This window comes from Streptomyces sp. Y309, assembly GCF_056712025.1.
Genome location: NZ_CM160048.1, coordinates 2,202,048 through 2,215,806, shown reverse-complemented (window position 1 = coordinate 2,215,806; position 13,759 = coordinate 2,202,048). Strand labels below are relative to the sequence as shown.

Annotated in this window: 10 protein-coding genes; 7 read left to right on the top strand and 3 right to left on the bottom strand. The window is 74.2% G+C overall.

Features of this window, described 5'->3' with window-relative positions; genetic code table 11:
• Positions 1 to 41: 41 nt before the first annotated feature.
• Entirely contained in the window at positions 42 to 1,136 is a 1,095-nt protein-coding gene (zapE, locus tag AC0KTA_RS08130; RefSeq protein ID WP_481054441.1) for a cell division protein ZapE, read from the bottom strand.
• A 271-nt stretch (positions 1,137 to 1,407) separates the two neighbouring features.
• Between zapE and AC0KTA_RS08125 the strand changes: the two genes are divergently transcribed.
• From AC0KTA_RS08125 to AC0KTA_RS08105, 5 genes are all read left to right on the top strand, one after another.
• Positions 1,408 to 2,226 carry a pyrimidine reductase family protein gene (locus tag AC0KTA_RS08125; RefSeq protein WP_481054440.1) on the top strand — a complete coding sequence of 273 codons (819 nt, stop codon included), beginning with the start codon at positions 1,408 to 1,410 and terminating at the stop codon, positions 2,224 to 2,226.
• A 193-nt stretch (positions 2,227 to 2,419) separates the two neighbouring features.
• A complete protein-coding gene (locus AC0KTA_RS08120) occupies positions 2,420 to 2,890 on the top strand; it encodes an indole-3-glycerol phosphate synthase (RefSeq protein WP_481054439.1) in 471 nt (156 codons plus the stop codon).
• Positions 2,891 to 3,082: 192 nt separating this feature from the next.
• Positions 3,083 to 4,471: a UDP-N-acetylmuramate--L-alanine ligase gene (murC, locus tag AC0KTA_RS08115; protein ID WP_481054438.1), complete on the top strand. Its 1,389-nt coding sequence runs from the start codon at positions 3,083 to 3,085 to the stop codon at positions 4,469 to 4,471.
• Between the two features lie 59 nt (positions 4,472 to 4,530).
• The gene (msrB, locus tag AC0KTA_RS08110; RefSeq protein WP_481054437.1) at positions 4,531 to 4,938 is read left to right on the top strand and encodes a peptide-methionine (R)-S-oxide reductase MsrB; all 408 of its coding nucleotides are present in this window, start codon (positions 4,531 to 4,533) and stop codon (positions 4,936 to 4,938) included.
• A gap of 24 nt (positions 4,939 to 4,962) precedes the next feature.
• Positions 4,963 to 5,514 carry a hypothetical protein gene (locus tag AC0KTA_RS08105; protein WP_481054436.1) on the top strand — a complete coding sequence of 184 codons (552 nt, stop codon included), beginning with the start codon at positions 4,963 to 4,965 and terminating at the stop codon, positions 5,512 to 5,514.
• Positions 5,515 to 5,759: 245 nt separating this feature from the next.
• Here AC0KTA_RS08105 and AC0KTA_RS08100 read toward each other — a convergent pair whose 3' ends face one another.
• Positions 5,760 to 9,041 carry an AfsR/SARP family transcriptional regulator gene (locus AC0KTA_RS08100; RefSeq protein WP_481054435.1) on the bottom strand — a complete coding sequence of 1,094 codons (3,282 nt, stop codon included), beginning with the start codon at positions 9,039 to 9,041 and terminating at the stop codon, positions 5,760 to 5,762.
• A 395-nt stretch (positions 9,042 to 9,436) separates the two neighbouring features.
• On the opposite strand from AC0KTA_RS08100, the gene AC0KTA_RS08095 reads away from it, so the two are divergent.
• Together AC0KTA_RS08095 and AC0KTA_RS08090 are read left to right on the top strand one after the other, a co-directional pair.
• Positions 9,437 to 10,690 carry a hypothetical protein gene (locus tag AC0KTA_RS08095; RefSeq protein WP_481054434.1) on the top strand — a complete coding sequence of 418 codons (1,254 nt, stop codon included), beginning with the start codon at positions 9,437 to 9,439 and terminating at the stop codon, positions 10,688 to 10,690.
• Positions 10,687 to 11,217: a hypothetical protein gene (locus tag AC0KTA_RS08090; protein ID WP_481054433.1), complete on the top strand. Its 531-nt coding sequence runs from the start codon at positions 10,687 to 10,689 to the stop codon at positions 11,215 to 11,217. The genes AC0KTA_RS08095 and AC0KTA_RS08090 overlap by 4 nt, the downstream gene beginning before the upstream one ends.
• Positions 11,218 to 11,293: 76 nt before the next feature.
• On the opposite strand, the gene AC0KTA_RS08085 is transcribed toward AC0KTA_RS08090, so the two are convergent.
• On the bottom strand, positions 11,294 to 13,567 hold the full coding sequence (locus tag AC0KTA_RS08085; RefSeq protein WP_481054432.1) for a tetratricopeptide repeat protein: 2,274 nt from the start codon (positions 13,565 to 13,567) through the stop codon (positions 11,294 to 11,296).
• Positions 13,568 to 13,759 lie beyond the last annotated feature (192 nt).

Below are 13,759 nucleotides of genomic sequence, written 5' to 3'. Positions count from 1 at the left end.
CGCGATCAGTGGGCGCCGCCGCGGCGGACCGCTCGGCCGACTCAGCCGGTCACGAGCCCCTTCGCGTCCCGGGCCAGCGCCGTCAGGCGCGAGATCGCCCGGAAGTACTTCTTCCGGTAGCCGCCGTTCAGCATCTCCTCGCTGAAGAGCTGGTCGAACGGGACGCCGGAGGCGAGGACGGGGACCTCGCGGTCGTAGAGGCGGTCGGCGAGGACGACCAGGCGCAGCGCCGTCGACTGGTCGGGCACGGGCATGACGTCCGTGAGGCAGACGGCCCTGAGGCCGTCGGTCAGGGCGCCGTACCGGCTCGGGTGCACCCGCGCGAGGTGGTCGAGCAGGTGCGGGAAGTCGTCGAGGCTCGCGCCGTCGGTCGCGTACGCCGCCTTGGTGACCTGCTCGTCGGAGTACGGCGCGGGGGCCTCGGGCAGGCCGCGGTGGCGGTAGTCCTCGCCGTCGATGCGCAACGCCTTGAAGTGGGCCGACAGGCCCTGGATCTCGCGCAGGAAGTCGGCGGCGGCGAACCGGCCCTCGCCGAGCTTGCCCGGCAGCGTGTTGGAGGTCGCCGCGAGCGCGACGCCCGCGTCGACCAGCTTGCCGAGCAGCGTCGACACCAGGACGGTGTCGCCCGGGTCGTCCAGCTCGAACTCGTCGATGCACAGCAGGCGGTGACCGCTGAGCGTACGCACCGTCTGCTGGAAGCCGAGCGCCCCGACGAGGTTGGTCAGCTCCACGAACGTGCCGAAGGCCTTGAGCGCGGGCTCGGCCGGGGTGGCGTGCCACAGCGAGGCCAGGAGGTGGGTCTTGCCGACGCCGTAGCCACCGTCCAGGTAGACGCCGCGCGGCCCGGCCGGAACGGGCTGCTTCGCGCGGGCGAACCACCGCCGTTTGCCCGCTCCAGTCGCGTGCGCCCCGCCGAGCCCGGCCGCGAAGGTGCTGAGGACGCGTACGGCCTCGCTCTGGCTGGGCTGCCCCGGGTCCGGGATGTACGTGTCGAAGCGGGCCGTGCTGAACCGCGGCGGCGGCACCATCTCGGCGACGAGACGGTCCGCGGGCACCTGCGGCTCGCGGGCGCTCAGGGATACGGGGGCCGCTTCGGATATGGGGCTCTGCCCGGCGGCGGGGGAGGTGGCTGACACGGTTCTCCACTCTAGGGCGTGTCCGATGGGTCCCGTCGGCGTCGCGGCGCCTGGCACGTGCGTCTGCGGCGTTGTCGTCGGTTGCCGACGTTCCCCAAGCTCTCGACTGCGCTCGAGCAGGGGAGGCCCCACTGCGTCGACGCCCTCCTCCGCCTTGCAGCCACACGCACCAGACACCGCTCGACCCCACAAACACGCACCCGGAACACAGCCGACCGGACCCATCGGACACGCCCTTGAGCCGTCCCGGCGCCGTGTAAGACTGCGCGGCATGCGACGCCTGTTCCCTGTGACCGACCACACAGCCGCGCCGACCTCGGCGAAGACCGCCCCGGATGAGGTGGACGGGGACCGCGAGTGGACCCTGGACGAGCTCGCCGACGCGTACGCGTACCCCGCCGGGCCCCCCGACCCCTCCGGGACCGGTGCCTGGCTGCGCGCCAACATGGTCTCGACACTCGACGGCGCCGCCCAGCACGACGGCCGCTCCCAGCCCATCTCCAACGCCACCGACATGCGGATCTTCGGTACGTTGCGGGGGCTCGCGGACGCCGTCGTGGTCGGTGCCGAAACGGTACGCCAGGAGGGCTACCGGCCGGCCCGCGCCCGGGACGCCTTCGCGGCCCGCAGGGCGGCGGCGGGCCAGCCCCCGGCGCCCGCGATCGTGGTGGTCAGCGCGAGCCTCGACCTGGACTTCTCGCTGCCCCTGTTCGCCGCCCCGCTCACGCCCACGTACGTGGTGACCGGCGCCGCCGCGCCCTCCGACCGGATGGCCGCGGCGCGCGAGGCGGGCGCGGAGGTCTTGACCGCGGGCGAGGGCGCGGGCGCCGATCCCGAGCGGGTGGTGCGGGCGCTGGCCGGGCGCGGCCTGACCCGGCTGCTCACCGAGGGCGGGCCGCGGATGCTCGGCCAGTTCGTGGCGGCGGGCGCGCTGGACGAGCTGTGCCTGACGGTGTCGCCGATGCTGACCGCGGGCGGGGCGCAGCGCATCGCTGGCGGGCCCGGCCTCGCGGTGCCCGAGCGATTCGTACTGGCGTCCGTGCTGGAGGAGGCCGGGTTCCTGTTCACCCGGTACCGGCGGGACAGCTGAACCGGTACCGGCGGGACAACTGAATCGGCGGTCTTCTGACAATCGGCGGAATATGCCGTTCCGTTTCGCTTTCGCGGGGCACACTAAATCTCGCAACCCCCGCTCCGGCGGGGGGCAGGATGGTTTCCGCAGGGGGCCGGACGCACGGTCCGCGGAGGCCCATGGAGGCCCACGGAGGAAGAGGACGCCTGTCGTGTTCACAAGCGTATTGATGATCGAGAAGGCCCTGACGTCCGCCGACGTGGAGTTCGTCACCACCTTGCACGGCGACGAGCCGGTCACCTTCCATGTGCTTCTGCAGCCCCGCGGCGACCAGGCGGACCGTCTGCTGCGGGCGATCGACGACGTCGCGCTCGGTGAGCTGGACGAGGCCGTGCGCGAGGGCGAGGTGCCCGAGGGCGAGGAGGCGGTGGAGCCCGCCGAGCGGGCCCTTCAGGTGTCCCTCGTGGCACTGCGGGCCACCGGCAGCTCGGCCGAGGGCCGCCTCGTCAAGGCGCATCCGCTGGACGTGCTCCAGGAGGTGGTCGACGAAATGGTGGCCGACGAGGTCATCGTGCTCACCGAGCCGCACCTGGTGGAGGAGTTCTTCCACCGCGACTGGGCCTCGCGGGCCCGGCACAAGGTGGGCGTACCGGTCCTGAAGCTGTTCGCCCACAGTGAGTGACGTAGGCACTGGGCCGTGCCCGGAGACTGGGTCCCGTCGATCGCGCTGCGCGCTCGTCCTCAAGCGCCGGACGGGCTATTTCCAGCCCGTCCGGGCGCTGGAGGACCAGGCCGCAGGCCGATCGGCCCGAGGCAGCGGGGCCCAGTAGGCTGGCCCCGCGTACCTACCGCCCCACCCTTCGGAGAGAATTCGATGCCCACCGCCATGGACCGACCGCACTTCATCGGCATCGGCGGCGCCGGAATGTCGGGCATCGCGAAGATCCTCGCCCAGCGCGGCGCGAAGGTCGCGGGCAGCGACGCCAAGGACTCCGCCACCGCCGACGCCCTGCGGGCCCTCGGCGCCCGCGTCCACGTCGGGCACGCGGCCGCGCACCTGGCCGACGACGCGACCTGCGTCGTCGTCTCCTCCGCGATCCGCGCCGACAACCCGGAGCTGGCCCGCGCCACGGAGCTCGGCATCCCGGTGGTGCACCGCTCGGACGCGCTCGCCTCCCTCATGGACGGCCTGCGCCCGATCGCCGTCGCCGGCACCCACGGCAAGACCACCACGACGTCGATGCTCGCGGTCAGCCTGGCCTCGCTCGGCCTGAGTCCTTCGTACGCGATCGGCGGCGACCTGGACGTGCCGGGCTCCAACGCCGACCACGGCAGCGGCGAGATCTTCGTGGCGGAGGCCGACGAAAGCGACCGCAGCTTCCACAAGTACGCGCCCGAGGTCGCCATCGTCCTCAACGTGGAGCTGGACCACCACGCCAACTACGCGTCGATGGACGAGATCTACGAGTCCTTCGAGACCTTCGCCGACAAGATCGTCCCCGGCGGGACGCTGGTGATCGCGGCGGACCACGAGGGCGCCCGCGAACTCACGCGGCGGATCGCGAAGCGCAGGCCCGAGCTGCGCGTGGTCACGTACGGCGAGTCCGCCGACGCCGACGTACAGATCACCGGTGTGACCCCGCAGGGCCTCAAGAGCGACGTCACCGCCGTCCTCGACGGCACCGAGCTGCGCTTCGCCGTCTCCGTGCCCGGCAGGCACTACGCGCACAACGCGGTCGCCGCGCTGGCCGCGGGCGTGGCCCTCGGCATCCCGGCCGCCGAGCTCGCCCCCGCGCTGGCCTCGTACACCGGCGTGAAGCGCCGCCTGCAGCTCAAGGGCGAGGCGGCCGGCGTACAGGTCGTCGACTCCTACGCGCACCACCCGACGGAGATGACCGCCGACCTGGAGGCCATGCGCGGCGCCGCGGCCGACGACGCCCGGCTGCTCGTGCTCTTCCAGCCCCACCTGTTCTCCCGCACCCAGGAGCTGGGCACGGAGATGGGCCAGGCCCTGGCGCTCGCCGACGCCTCCGTGGTCCTCGGCATCTACCCCGCCCGCGAGGACCCGATCCCCGGCGTGACCAGCGACCTCATCATCGACGCCGCCCGCGCGGCGGGCGCCGACGTGCGGGGCGCCGCCGACAAGGACACGGCCCCCGCGGTGATCGCGGGAATGGCGCGGCCCGGTGATCTCGTTCTCACCATGGGAGCGGGCGACGTCACCGACCTCGGCCCGTCGATCCTGGCCGAGCTGTCGAAGTGAGCCGGACCGCCGAGGCGGACCGGACTCCCGAAGACCTCCCGAAGAAGGGGATGCGACCCATGTCGTACGACGTCGAGAAGCCCGACGAGCAGTGGCGCGCGGAGCTGACCCCCGCCGAGTACCAGGTCCTCCGCCAGGCCGGCACGGAGCCCGCGTTCCGCGGTGAGTACACCGACACCACGACCAAGGGCGTCTACTCCTGCCGCGCCTGCGGCGCGGAGCTCTTCACCTCCAACGAGAAGTTCGAGTCGCACTGCGGCTGGCCGAGCTTCTACGACCCGAAGGACTCCGACGCCGTCGAACTGATCGAGGACCGCTCCCACGGCATGGTCCGCACCGAGGTCCGCTGCGCCCGCTGCGGCTCGCACCTCGGCCACGTCTTCGAGGGCGAGGGCTACGCGACGCCGACGGACCAGCGGTACTGCATCAACTCGATCTCGCTGCGGCTGGCCGCCGACGAGGGCTGACTGCTCCCCGAGTAGCGTGAGGGCATGTCGACTGCGGGGCCCCGAGGGCCGGTTGGAGTGATATGTCCCGGCTGCCGCGGCACGGATGTGGTCGCGGTGCGGGAGGCGGTCAGCGGTAAGGGCGCCTTCCGCAAGGAGTTGTCGACACGGCTGGCCAAGGGGCCGGAGAAGGCCGGGGACGGCCTGCTGCACTTCGCCGAGGGCATGGTGCTCGTCGGCCTCTCGCTCGCCTGGGCCTACATGGGCGTGGACCAAGGGAAGCCGCTGTACATCGGCGGCGGGCTCGTGCTTGCTGTGGCCCTGTTCATCGGGACGCTCGTCGTGGTGCGCGGCGACGGGCGGGAGAAGGCCGCGGAGCGGGCCGGCGCGGGGCGCGCCGACGTCTTCTGGCTGCCCGCCCACTACTGCCCCGGGTGCGAGTCCGTCTTCTGCCCCCAAGGGGCGCCGTGGCAGGGCCTGTTGACCCCGGAGCAGTTCAAGAAGCTGGTGTGGACCGAGGCCGGTTACGCCGATCAGCTCGCGCCGGGGGACAAGGCGAAGGATGTGGAGGTGCCGCCGGGGACGGTGGGGCGGTAGGCGCATGGGTGCGGGACGGGGGGCGCGTTATGGGTGTGTGTTCGAGCGCCGGTCGTACGCTTCTGTGCGCCCTGTGGTGAATGACGAATATCGTCTTCCGCTTCCGTGTTCAGGTCGCTAATGTGTGCGCACCTCGGGGGCACCTGTTCGTTCAAGAAGCAGAAAGACGGAGAGACGCGTGAACAAGGCACGACGCACGACCGGTCCCACCGCTCCCGCTCCCCGGCCCGGCGAAGAGGGGATCTTCATGTGGTGGTGGCGGGGTCTCTAGGCACCCCGGGCTCGGCGAGGGCCAGCCGGAGATCCCGGGCCCGCCCCGCGCAGCCGAGCCGCCCGTACAACTCCAGCGCGTCCTCCGCGAACACCCTCGCGGAGGACGCGTCTTGTGTGTGCCGGGCCGTGCGCGCCAGACCGTCCAGGGCCCGGGCCGCGCCGAGCGGGCTGCCCACCTCGCGGGCGATGCGCAGCGCCTCGCGGTGGGTGTCGAGCGCCGCCTCGTACCGGCCGAGCAGGCGCAGCGCCGTGCCGGTGCCGAGGAGCGCGGCCTGGAGGTCGAAGGGACTGCCGATGCTGCGGGCGATGCGTTCGGCCTCCGCGAAGTGCCACAGTGCCTCGCCGGGACGGCTGTTGGCGGCGTACGCCGAGCCGAGGCTGATGAGGGTGTCCGACTCGCCGCGTGAGTCCGACGCGGCGCGGTAGCTGGTGAGGGCGCGGCGGAAGTAGGTGAGCGCCTGCTCCAGTTGGCCGGTGTCCTGGCAGACGTTGCCCAGGTTCGCGAGCAGGTTCGCGCGCTCCTGGCGGCCGCCGACACGCTGTGCCAGGCGCAGCGAACGCTCGAAGTGGGCGCGGGCCTCCTCGGGCCGGCCGTCGATGCGGTGCACTTCGCCCACGTTGTTGAGGGCGCGCAACTGGCCGTACGAGTAGCCCGTGCCCTCGTGGATGCGCAGCATGGTGCGGAACTGCTCCAGGGCCTCCCGGTGGCGGCCCGCCGCGTGCAGCGCCACCCCCATCATGTTGGCCACATCGGCCTGGCCGTAGGGGTCCTCGACCCGGCGGTACAGCGTGTGCGCCGCCCGCAGCACCCGCAGGCACGTGCTGCCCTGGCCCGCCGCGAAGTGGGCCCGGCCGGACTGCAGGAGGGCGTCGGCCCGGCCGCGTACGTCGTTCAACTCCTGAAAGAGGAAGTGCGCCTCGGTCGCCCGGTGCAGGGCCTTGCCGTGGTCCTTCTGCGTGAGGACGTCGGCGTGCTCGACCAGGGCGCGGGCCAGGGCCACCCGGTCGTCGCGGGTGCGCGCCGCGGACACCGCCGCCTCGAAGAGCTCCGCGGCCAGGTCCCAAGTGCCCCACAGCCGCAGTGACTTGGCGAGGATGTGCGGGAACAGCACCGCGTGCTCCGGTGACTCCGCCGCGGCCGTGCGCGCGAGAGCCAGGAGGTTGCCGCGCTCCACGCTCAGCCAGGCCGCCGCCTCGTCCGCGTCGCCGAAGTCCGGGGCGTACGGGCAGGCGAGGCGGGGGCCGGGCGGCAGGATGCGGCGGTGCGGGTCGGTGCGGACGGCCGCGCGGTACGCCGCGGTGAGATAGCAGTTGAGCAGCCGTGCGAGGGCCGCGCGCCGGGCCGGGTGCGGCTCGTCGCGGGCGCACATGCGCAGGCCGAAGGCGCGGGTGAGGTCGTGCAGGCGGTAGCGGTCGGTCACGGGCTCCTCGACGAGGTTGCGGTCGAGGAGCTGGCCGAGGGTCTTGCGGGTGTGGGCCTCGTGGTCCGCTTTCCGGTTCGGCTCGTCCGCCGCTTCCTGGTCCGGTGCGTCCGCCGCCAGGGCCGTCGCCGCGCGCAGCGTGATGTCCGGGCCGGGGTGCAGTGCCAGGCGGCGCAGCAACTGGGCTGCCTGCGGGGGCAGTTCGGTGTACGAGAGGGAGAAGGCGGAGGCCACCGCGTCGCTGTCGAATTCGTCGAGCGGGTCGGCCGCCTGGACCAGGCGGTCCGTGAGGTGGTCCAGGCTCCAGGAGTCGCGGTGCCGGAACTGGCTCGCGAGGAGTTGCAGCGCGAGCGGGTGGCGGCCGCAGGCGGCCACGGTACGGGTGAGCGCCGAGGTGTCGGCGGGCAGACGGCCGGGCCCGGCGACACGTGTGAACAGCGCGGCGGCCTCCGTGGTGGACAGCACCTCCAGGTACAGCGGGGTCGCGCCGGAAAGCCCGGTGAGCCGGTTCCGGCTCGTGACGATGGCACGGCAGGACGCGGCGCCGGGCAGCAGCGGGCGCACCTGTTCGGCGTCGCGGGCGTTGTCGAGGACCACGAGCACGCGGCGCCGCGCCGTCCACTCGCGCCAGCGCGTCACGCGTGCGTCCAGCGAACCGGGCAGCTCGCCGGTCACCCCGGCGGCGTGCAGCAGCACGGCGAGCGCCTCGGCGGGGTCGTACGGGGGCAGCGGGCCGTATCCGCGCAGGTCGACGTAGAACTGGCCGTCCGGGCAGGCATCGCCCAGGCGGTGTGCGGCGTGCAGGGCGAGCGCGGTCTTACCGACACCGGGCATGCCGTGGACGAGGGTGAGGGGGAGTGCGCTCGACGGGGGTGCCGCCGCCTTGCCGGACTCGCCCAGGAGGATGCGCAGTTCACTCGCCCGACCGGTGAAGTCCCCCGTGTCGCGGGGCAAGTTGGAGAGCGGCTCCTCGTCCCGGGGGACGTCGTCGGGTGGGCCCGCGGCCGTCGCCGCCGAGGGCTGCGGGGTTCCCGGCGGCGACGCGGCCGTCCCGTCGCCCTCCCACGCCGCCGTCCGCATCAGCGTGCGGTCCTGTCCGAGGATGCGCTGGTGGAGTTCCTGGAGCTCCGTGCCGGGCTCGATGCCCTGGCCCTCGTGGAGGCGGGCGCGGGTGGCGCGGTAGAGGCCGAGGGCCTCGTCGTCGCGGCCGGAGCGGTACAGGGCCAGCATCAGGGCGGCGATCACCCGCTGGGCCAGGGGGTTCTGGGCGGCCAGTTCGTGCAGCTCGCCGATCAGGTCGGCGTGCCGGCCGAGCTCCAGCTCGAGGCGGATCCGCTCCTCGCGCACATGGCGGTGTTCCTCCAGGAGCCGGGCGCGGGCCGACCGCGCCCAGGCGCCGGTGAACTCCGTCAACGGCTCGCCGCGCCACAGCGATTCGGCGGTGCGGAGCAGCTCGACGGCCCGCTGCCGGTCGCCCCGCCGGGCGGCGGCCGCGGCGTCGGCGCGCAGCCTGCCGTAGCGCAGCAGGTCGACGGCGTCGGGGGCGACCCGCAGGCGGTACAGGCGCGGGGCGTATCGCTCCAGGCGGGCCTGTTCGCCGGCCGCGCGGCTCAGCCGGGAGCGCAGCCGCGACAGATAGCTCTGCAGGGTGTCCTGGGCCGTGCGGGGCGGCTCGTCGTCCCAGACGCGGTCCATGAGGGTGTCCAGGGAGACCGGCTCGCCGCGGGCGTGCACCAGGACGGCCAGCACGCAGCGCTCCTTCGGTGACCCGAGTTCGTACCGCCGGCCGTCCTCCCAGAGTTCGAGAGGCCCCAAAGCCAGTAAGTCCACCATCACCCCCGCTGGGTGCGCTGCCCGGCGGGTGCACCGCGCCGCCGCCGTCGGCAGCCCCGCACATCCGTGCGGAACTCTGCTCAAGTTGTCGGCGTGTCGGGGGGAGCGGACAGGGGCGCACGGGTGCGTGCCGGGCGCATGGAGTGGATCCATGGCCAAGACTTTCCCCGTCGGCCTCGCGGAAGCCCAACTACCGCCCTCTCAAAGGTAGTTGGCGGCCACGGCGCGCGCGCCGGTGTGAGCCGGAGCGAAGGCGTATGCCCTCGTCAGTCGGCACTCGGAGTGCAGGATTCCTGCAACCCGGCCATCCAGGTCCCCGGGGCACGCTGCCGGCGTCCCACTCGATACGAGTCGATGCGACTCGATACGACGGAGAGAACCGGGGGAAGAGAGTGATGAGCGTGACCATGCTGGAGGCGCACGGGCATCCGGTGCCCGTGCGTCCGGACGTCGAGCGCTGGGCCACCCGGCCCGTGCGCAGGCGCGTGCTCGCCGTGGTGCACACGGTGACGTCGGGGCGGCGGCTCCTCGACGCGGTGCGACTGCTCGAGGGCGACTGGCGGGTGCAGGTGTTCTTCACCGCGGCGCCCGACGTGTTCAGCGGCGGAGTGGCCGAGTTCCTCGACGAGCTCAAGGTCCTGGTGCTGCCCTGGAGCCAGGCGGTGCAGACCGTCTTCGACCTCGCCCTCGCGGCGGGCCACGGCGGGCTGCACGAGCTGCACGCCCCGGTGGTCGTGCTGCCGCACGGCGCCGGGCACAACAAGATCGTGCGGGCCCGGCGGGGCGGGGCCGTCGCCGCGCGGGGCGTGTACGGGCTGAGCAGGCAGCGGCTCGTGCGCGACGGGTCGGTGGTCCCCGAGGCGATCGTCCTCGCGCACCGCGAGGAGCTGGCGCGGCTCGGCCGCGAGTGCCCGGAGGCGCTGCCGGTCGCCGAAGTCGTCGGCGACCCCTGCTTCGACCGGGTCGCCGCGAGCAGGCCCGCGCGGGCCCTGTACCGGCAGGCCCTGCGGACCCGGGCCGGGCAGCGGCTCGTCCTCGTCTGCTCCACCTGGGGGCCCGGCTCGCTGCTCGGCAGCGGCGGGCAGGAGCTGATCGACCGGATGGTGGCCGAACTGCCGCCCGAGGACTACCGGGTGGCCATGCTGCTGCATCCGCACGTGTGGCACACCCACAGCGAGTGGCAGGTGCGCGGCTGGTTCGCGGGGCTCGGGCGCGGCGGGCTCGCCGTCGTCAGCCACCGCGCCGACTGGGTCGGGGCGCTCGTCGCCGCCGACTTCGTCGTGGGCGACCACGGATCCGTCTCGCTGTACGGCGCCATGACGGGCAAGCCGGTGCTGCTGGCCTGTCTGCCGGACGGCGATGTGGATCCGGGGTCCCCGCTGGCCGAACTCGGCTCGTTCGCACCGCGGTTGCACGGGTCGAGGCCGGTGCGGCGCCAGCTCGCGCGGGCCGCCGCGACGTACCGGGCCGACCTGCACGAGCGCGTCGCCGCCCGCATCACCTCCGAGCCCGGGCGGTTCGCCCGGAAGATGCGGGCGCTGCTCTACCGCAAGCTGCGGCTGCGGGCCCCTGGCGCCCCGCCGGCCACGGAACCGGCGCGGCTGCCGCGCCTCCTGGAGTACGACGAGCCGGGCAGCGTCGTGTCATGACGGTGACGGGGGTCGTGGCTACGGAGCTGACGGGGCCGACGGGGACGACGGCGATCGTGACGGCGACGCGGGAGTCGCGGGGCGTGGAACGGGTGCGGGTGGTGCTGCGCGGCCACGGCGACACGGGCTTCGTGGACGAGCACGTGCGGGTGGCGCTGCCCGTCGCCGGTGCCTGGGCGCGGCTCGGTGACGTGCTCCACGTGGAGTCCGCCGCACCGTGGCACGCGGCGCGGCTCGCCGTGCGGCACCCGGGCGCACTGGTGGTGGCCGCCCACCACGGCGGAGTGTGCCGCCTCCGGCTCGGTCCACGGGGAACGGGCCTGGTCCTGCGGGCTGTTGGGGGCGTACGTGGCGTACGGGGCGTACTGGGCGTACGGGATACGCGGCCGGAGGTGCCGTGGCCCGTGTGGGCGTCCCTGGCGCACACGTTCCTTGCGGCGGGGCTGCCGCCGCGGGAGCTGGCGGACGTGCGGGTGAGGACCGGGGCGGGGGTGGTGGCCGACGCGGGGCTGCGGGTGGGGCGGTAGGCGGCTCTGCCGTCCGAGCCACGCCGTCCGAGCGATGCCGTCCGGGCGGCGTGGCTCGCGCCGCGTGGGGCACCGTTCATGCGTCCGGCGGCGCGTCCGAGACATCCGACACGTCCGACACGTCCGACACGTCCGACACGTCCGCGGCGTCCGAGGAGTCCGCGGCCAAGGCCTCCCACCGCCCCTGAGCCGCCCGCGCGTCCGGCGACGTGGTGCGGCCCGCCGTGCCGTACAGCGTGAGCGCCTCGTGGTACTGCTCGCGGGCCCGGGCCGGGGCGCCGCGGTGTTCGGAGAGTTCCGCCAGGGCGTGCAGGGCGCGGGCCGTCTCGTACGCGGCCGACATCGCGCGCAGGGCGGCGAGCGCCGGTGTCAACTCGGCCTCGGCCAGGTCGGGTTCGCCGCGGGCGAGGTGGGCGCGGCCGAGCAGGACGGCCGCGCGGGCCGCGTTGTACGTGTCGTCCGCCGCGCGCAGCGTCGTGTGCGCGGCGGACGCGTGCCGGGCCGCTTCGGCGGGGCGGCCCCGGGTGAGGGCCACGTCGGCGAGGTTGAGGCGGGCCAGGCCGCCCGCGCGGACGTCGCCGACGCCGGGCAGCGCCTCCGCCGCCCGCGTGAAGTACTGGGCGGCCTCGTCGAGGCGGCCCAGGCGCTGGTGGGCGAGGCCACGGTAGTTGAGCGTGCGGGCGTGGCCGAGCGCGTTGCCGTCGGCGCGGAACTGGCGGGCCGCGCGCTCGAACATCTCCAGGGCGCGCTCGTGGCGGCCCATGCCGAGCTCGCCGACGCCGCCGGAGGTCAGCATCCGGCACTGTGCCGCCGTGTCGCCCAGGTCCTCGGCGGCGCCAAGACCCTCCTGGTGCGCGGCTTGCCACTCCTCGTAGAACTTGCGGCGCAGGAACAGCGGCCACAGCGCGTCGGCGAGCTGCCAGCCCACCGTCGGGAAGGCGGTGCGGGCCAGGCGGATCACCGCCATGAGGTTGGGCAGTTCGCGCTCCTGCCAGTCGAGGGCCGCCTCCGTGCCGTCGCCGAAGTCCTCCGTGAGCACAGGGCCCGCGCCGTGGTCGCGGGCCATCGTGCGGTGCTGCGGGTCGACGATCCGCTCGGCCTCGGTCGCCGTGGCGAGATAGTGGTCGGCGATCCGCCGCAGCGCCGCCGCGCGCGCCCACGGCGACTCGTCCTGCGCGGCCTTCGCCGCCGCGTGCAGCCGCACGAGATCGTGGAAGCGGTGCCGGTCCTCATCGGCGTCGGTGAGCAGGTTCGCGTCGTGGAGCAGATCGAGCAGGGCGAGCGCGCGGGGCGCGTGGGGCGAGCCGGCCGCCGGGGTCCCGGCACGGGCGCCCGGACCGTCGCCACGCCCCGGTTCCGCCAGCACCGCGACGGCCACCGCGTCGCCGAACTCCGTGCCCGGATGCAGGCCCAGGAGGCGGTACAGGCGTGCCGCGTCCGGGGGGAGTTCCTGGTACGTCAGGTCCAGTGCCGCGCGCACATTGTGGTCGCCGTCGATCGCCAGTTCCTCCAGCCGGTCGTGCTCCTCGGTGAGGGCCCGGACCATGGTGGTGATGCCGCGCCGCGGCCGGGCCGCGAGCCGGGCCCCGGCCACCCGCACCGCGAGCGGCAGACCGGCGCACAACTCGACCAGGGCGCGGGCCTGTTCGGGCTGGTCGGCCACGCGGTCGTCGGAGAGCGTGGCGGCAAGGAGTTCCACGGCCTCGTCCACGCCGAGCGGCTCCAACTGCACCGAGTGGCAGCCGTCGACGGTCAGGCCGGGCATCCGCCAGCGGCTGGTCACGGCGGTGACGCTGCGGCCGCCCGGCAGCAGCGGCCGGACCTGCGCGGCGGACGCGGCGTCGTCGAGCAGCACGACAAGACGCAGGCCCGCCGTCAACGAGCGGTACAGCGCGGCCCGTTCGGCGAGCCCCGCGGGAACCTGCGCGGCCGGGACGCCGAGGGCCCGCAGGAACCGGCCGATGACCTCGCCGGGGTCGGCGGGACCGCCCGGCGACTGGGCGCCCAGGTCCGCGTACAGCTGGCCGTCGGGGAACTGCGGGCGCAGCGCGTGCAGCCACGCCAGCGTGAGCGCCGTCTTGCCGACGCCGCCGAGGCCGCTGACCGCGACCAGGGTGTGGCCCCCGTGACCGGCTCCCCGCTGCCGCTGGCGTTCGAGCAGGCGGAGTTCGGCCGTGCGGTCGGTGATGCGGGCCGCGGGCGGCAGCTGCCACGGTGGGTGGGGCGGCGGCGGTACGGCGGCTGAAGGTGACTGGAAGTGGATGCCGCCGTACACGGTCTGGGCCTGGACCGCCGGACCGTGTACCGTCCCGCTCAGCTCGTTGTGGCCGCCCTGCTCCTGCCCCCGCACCGAGCACCCCCTCCGCCCGCGGGCCGGCTCCCCGCGAACCGTCCCCCTGTCAGGCCATCCTTTCCGTACAGGCGTCCGGTATCCGCGATGAGGCGAGGGCCACGGCGGAGGCGGCCGAAAGCAGCCACAGGCCCCAAGCAGTCACAAGCCCCCCAGCCTCAGCAGCCGCACGTCCCCCGGCCCGGCCGCGCG

What these genes read in the sequence shown, in the direction of transcription:
- AC0KTA_RS08090 (WP_481054433.1), top strand. Translation starts at nt 10,687, where the DNA reads ATGACGGTGACGGGGGTCGTGGCTACGGAGCTGACGGGGCCGACGGGG.
- AC0KTA_RS08105 (WP_481054436.1), top strand. Translation starts at nt 4,963, where the DNA reads ATGTCGACTGCGGGGCCCCGAGGGCCGGTTGGAGTGATATGTCCCGGC.
- murC (WP_481054438.1), top strand. Translation starts at nt 3,083, where the DNA reads ATGCCCACCGCCATGGACCGACCGCACTTCATCGGCATCGGCGGCGCC.
- AC0KTA_RS08100 (WP_481054435.1), bottom strand. Translation starts at nt 9,041, where the DNA reads ATGGTGGACTTACTGGCTTTGGGGCCTCTCGAACTCTGGGAGGACGGC.
- AC0KTA_RS08125 (WP_481054440.1), top strand. Translation starts at nt 1,408, where the DNA reads ATGCGACGCCTGTTCCCTGTGACCGACCACACAGCCGCGCCGACCTCG.
- msrB (WP_481054437.1), top strand. Translation starts at nt 4,531, where the DNA reads ATGTCGTACGACGTCGAGAAGCCCGACGAGCAGTGGCGCGCGGAGCTG.
- AC0KTA_RS08095 (WP_481054434.1), top strand. Translation starts at nt 9,437, where the DNA reads ATGAGCGTGACCATGCTGGAGGCGCACGGGCATCCGGTGCCCGTGCGT.